The organism is Nonomuraea cypriaca (assembly GCF_015645445.1).
GTDB lineage: Bacteria > Actinomycetota > Actinomycetes > Streptosporangiales > Streptosporangiaceae > Nonomuraea > Nonomuraea cypriaca.
This window is the reverse complement of record NZ_JADOGI010000421.1, coordinates 1-4,301: the sequence shown is the minus strand read 5'-3', so window position 1 is coordinate 4,301 and position 4,301 is coordinate 1. Positions and strand designations below refer to the sequence as shown.

At 67.6% G+C, this 4,301-nt stretch carries 4 protein-coding genes; 2 read left to right on the top strand and 2 right to left on the bottom strand.

Translation table 11 applies throughout. The features are described from left to right. The first annotated feature begins 488 nt into the window (after positions 1-488). Positions 489-983 carry a septal ring lytic transglycosylase RlpA family protein gene (locus tag ITP53_RS60865; protein WP_195903271.1) on the top strand — a complete coding sequence of 165 codons (495 nt, stop codon included), beginning with the start codon at positions 489-491 and terminating at the stop codon, positions 981-983. Positions 984-1,392: 409 nt separating this feature from the next. Here the strand turns inward: ITP53_RS60865 and ITP53_RS54150 are convergent, their stop codons facing one another. Next, positions 1,393-1,986, bottom strand: coding sequence for a DUF1707 and DUF4870 domain-containing protein (locus ITP53_RS54150; RefSeq protein ID WP_236052221.1), 594 nt, complete (start codon positions 1,984-1,986; stop codon positions 1,393-1,395). Positions 1,987-2,119: 133 nt separating this feature from the next. Here ITP53_RS54150 and ITP53_RS54145 point away from each other — a divergent pair, with 133 nt between their 5' ends. Continuing rightward, complete coding sequence (locus tag ITP53_RS54145) at positions 2,120-2,464, top strand: hypothetical protein (RefSeq protein WP_195903270.1); 345 nt, start codon at positions 2,120-2,122, stop codon at positions 2,462-2,464. 548 nt (positions 2,465-3,012) lie between these two features. On the opposite strand, the gene ITP53_RS54140 is transcribed toward ITP53_RS54145, so the two are convergent. Continuing rightward, complete coding sequence (locus ITP53_RS54140) at positions 3,013-4,095, bottom strand: DUF4192 domain-containing protein (RefSeq protein ID WP_195903269.1); 1,083 nt, start codon at positions 4,093-4,095, stop codon at positions 3,013-3,015. Between the last annotated feature and the right edge of the window lie 206 nt (positions 4,096-4,301).

Sequence of the window (4,301 nt, the reverse complement as noted above, 5' to 3'; positions counted from 1 at the left end):
CCTCTCCGGCCAAGCCGTCTGAGGGCCCTCCCGCGAAGCCGAGTGAGAGCCTTCCCAGAAAGCCGACTGAGGGCCCTCCCACCACCCCAGGTGAGGCCCCTCCCACCAACCTGAGTGAGGGCCCTCCCACCGAGCCGACTGAGGGCATTACCCCCAACCGAGGTGAAGGCTTTGCCCCCAACCGAGGCGATGGCATTACCCCCAACCGGGGTCAGGGCTCTGCCTCCACGCCGGGGGAGGCCGACGCCTCGGACGACCCCGTCGCGCCTGATGAGACCTCTGCCTCGGACGAACCCTCCAAGCCTGCTGAGCCTTCCGCCTCGGCCCAGCCCACCAAGAGCGCTTCCCCGAACGAAGCGGACAGGCCCTCGTCGAGTGCGCGTTCAGAGGCCACGGATTCTCCCGAGCCCACAGCCACAACCAAGAAGCGCAAGACCGACACCGCTGAAACCGAGGGCGCTGAGACAGAGGTCCCTGAACCCCCCTATATGGAGACCCCCGAGACAGAGGCCGCCGAGATGGAGGCCTCCGAGACCAAGGGCGCCGAGACTCCAGAAACCGAGACTTCCGAGAACTACGAAACCGAGGCGGCCGAGATCGTGGCGGCCGAGACAGAGACCGCCGAAGCTCCAGAAACCGAGGTGGCCGAGACCGAGGTGGCCGAGACCGAGGTGGCCGAGCCTAAGTTCCGCGTGCTCTCGTCCCGTGCCTGCAGGGCTTCGCACTACGGGGAGCCGCAGATGACGGCCAGTGGCGAGCGCTTCAACCCGGCCGCCATGACCGCCGCCCACAAGACTCTCCCTCTGGGCAGCAAGGTCCGCGTCACCAATCCGAACACTGGCGCGTCGGTCAAGGTCCGCATCAACGACCGGGGCCCGTACGTGTACGGTCGCTGCCTCGACCTGTCCCAGGCGGCCTTCTCCGCCATCGGCAAGAGGACCGCCGGGGTCATAAAGGTCAAGTACAAGGTCCTGTCCCGCTGACCGTGCGCCTTTGACCGGCGAATACAGGGAAGAAACCACACCGGCGCGACGAGAACCGCACCCTGGGAAGCCCGCACCCTGGGCGCCTGAATCATGGCAAGCCCGTATTTTTCACGACCGCATTTTGCGGGCGCCCACATCCCAAGAGCCAACACCTTTGCAGCCCAAGCCTTCGGGCACCCCATGTGGCCTGCACGTTGAGAACTCCGCGCCTGGGGAGCCCGTACCGCACACCCTGCGCCTGCTTCGAGCGGGCCGCACCTGCACGCGGTCATACCTCCGACCACAGGAAGTCCGCGCCCGCAAGGCCGCACTGTGGGAAGCCCGCACCTGCCTGACCTGCACGCTCGGGAGCCCGCACCCTGGGGTTCGTACTACGTGGCAGGCCCGGAGTTGCCGCGCTGTGGTGTCATTTCACCAGGCGGATGGTCATGGGGTAGCGGAAGGTGCCTTCGGACAGTGCGGAGACGCCGCCGACGATGGCGAGGACGATGCCCACGACCCAGATGACCGGCAGGAGCACCACGCCGATGATGGTCAACGGCAGGAGGACCGACGCCCCTACCAGGGTGATCTGGAAGTTGAGCGCCTCCAACGCGTGCCTGCGGATGTAGGGCGACGTCTTGCCCCCGGTGAGCAGCAGGATCAGCGGGCCGACGACCGGGATCCCGAGCAGTACCAGGAGGTGTGCGGCGGCGGCGCCGAGGCGTTCGTTGCTTTCAGGCGCACGCTCCGAGCGAACCGGCGGCGGCAGTGGGCTGAGCCGGGCCACGGCTTGGGTGCCGTACAACTCGCTCATGATGGGCATCAGGTCGCCGTGGGTGCGCGCCGTCATCGCACGCTCCAGGCGGTCGTCGAACTCGAGCTCGTCGAAACGGCCCTCCGCGTAGGCGACCTTGACGTGCTCGACCACGTGCTCTCGGTCCTGGTTGGTGACGCGCAGATGAGCTGGCGGCGCCTGTCCCGGCCCAGGGGTTTTCGGTACCCCAGCCATAATCGCCATGCCTCTCCTTAGAGAATTGGGTAGTCATCTCTCATACTGCGTCGCCCGAGCTTCAGGTGCCATCGGGAGAAACCCGGATTTGTCCCCTAGATCATCCCCGACGCAGGCGCTCCAGACGGTATAAAAAGGATTCATGAGATGGCGAGACCGCTACGGCCTTCGTCGACGGCGTGGTCCTAAGATCGCGAAGTTCGACCGTGAGGCGACAGACGCCGATATTGAAGCGCTCATCGCCTTTGCCCGTTCGCGGCGCGGCGTCGAGTTCTACGTCGAGCCCGAGACATTCGCTACTGACACGACCGCTGTGGCAGTTGCCGATGACGGTGAATGGACAAGGCGCAGGGTCGGCTCCCCCGCCGTGATCCACAAGGTCGCCCGTGACCTCGCTTTGCCGGTGTACGACGTCCAGCTCACCGGGTATCCGCAACGCATGCGCGCATACAACGAGCGCCGGCGCCGTGAGGAAGGCCTCTCCTAGGCTTGTGGCCTTCCTCGCGGCCACCCGTCGTCGATGTGCGCCCTCGATCGGCCGCTCGGGGCTGCCAGTCAACCGTCCTCTGACGATTGACTGAACGGGCATTGGTTTCTGGCATGTGCATGGGGCTCGTTAAATCTCAACGGGCCCCATGCTCGTCTACGAGCGGGCGCGGATGGGCCTCCCGGTACGGGTGGGTAGGCGGACGGACGGGCAGCCCGGACGGCACGGCGGAACCGGTGGGCACGCGGAACCGGTGGGCACGGCAGAACCGGTAGGCGCGCCGCCTAGGCACGCCGGAACCTGTAGGAATCGGTGGGCACGCCGAGGTGGGCAGGGTGGGTGGCCGGCGTGTCCAGGTCATGCCTGGCCATCATGTTCTGCCGGTCGGCCGGCAAGGCAAGGTGCGCGTCTGCTGGGCCGGGCGTGCGACAGCAGGGCGCGGCAAATCCGCAACGCCAGGCAGGCGACACAAGGCGACCGCGCGTTCGCATGGCGGGGTGCGGCATGCGGCGGCGAGGTGGGGTCGGGTGCGGCGTGTTGGGTGGCCATCAGCAGGGTTGGGTGTGGGCGTCGTCCTCGTCGAAGAGGTTGATCAAGGGGAGTAGCCAGCCTGCGTGGGGAGAGCCCATCGCGGCGTCGAGTTCGGCGGGAGTGGGGAGGCGGCCGCTGAGGATGGCGGGCGAGAGCAGATTTTGGAGGGCGTGCATGAGGAGGTTGGCCATCGAGTAGCCGGGGTCGATGGTCAGGGCTCGCTCGAGGGCGATGGTGGCTTGGACGCTGTTTCCGGCTCGCCAGGCGGACATGGCCAGGAGGGACGCGGCCGGTGGGACGAATCGGGGCTCCAGTCTGCGGGTCAGGTCCTTCCAGAGAGGGGCATGGGATTCGTGCATGAGGGTCCATGCCTCGTCGCGGACCCTGACGATCGCCAAGTCCAGGCCCAGTCTTGCCGCCTCCGCGTCGTTCAGGCGGCCGCCTTCGCCGTGGGTGGTCAGGGCTGATCGGACTCTGGCCAGGCCGTCCGTTATGTGCTGCTCGGCGAAGGCGTCGAGGTTTGGTGCGGCCATGAGGTCGCCGCGAACCTCCCCGATGACGTCGGCCGTGGCTCGGCGCATCGCCATGCGTACGGGACCGGTGACGGGGGCGATCATGCGTTCGAGGGCTTCGCGGTCGGGGAGTGCGACCATGCCGCGCACTGTGGCCTCGGCTGCGACCTGGGTGGTGGTCGGATCGTACGGGGTGCCTTCGGGTGGGCAGCACGACGGGACGTCGCAGACGTATGACCAGTAGCGGCCCTCATGGGCGCGCAGAGCCTCCCCTACGCGAACCTCGCCCTTGGCGGCCAGTCGCCTTGCCTCGTCCACCGCGGGGGTGACCATGTCACCCGAGCCGTAGCCGATGATGACGGCCTCCGTTACGCCCTCCCGGTCGAAGAGGGAGAGCATCGGAGCGAGTGTGTCCGGAGGGAAGGGGACCCCCCATCTGGCCACCACCTTCGCCTGGCCTCGGTCGAGCCCGATCACGATGAGGCTGGCGCTCGGGTGGAAGCCGACCAGGTAGGGCACGGCGGCCAGGATGTCGGTGGGGCTGGTCAGGGTCAGGCAGGACTCGGAGGAGGTGTTGGTGCTCGTCATGGGCCCCAAGGGTGCCGGGGTTGGTGGCGGCGGCGTGGGGCCGAACACGGTTCTGGGGATGAGCGAGAGGGATCTGGCTCGCGCTGTGGATAACAGGGCGAACGGATTCCCGGGAACAGCGCGGGCGCCGAGCAGCGCGGGCGCCAGACAGCGCGGGCGCCGAGTGATGTGCTTATGAGAGGTCGTTGGGGGCGCGGGGCGAGGAG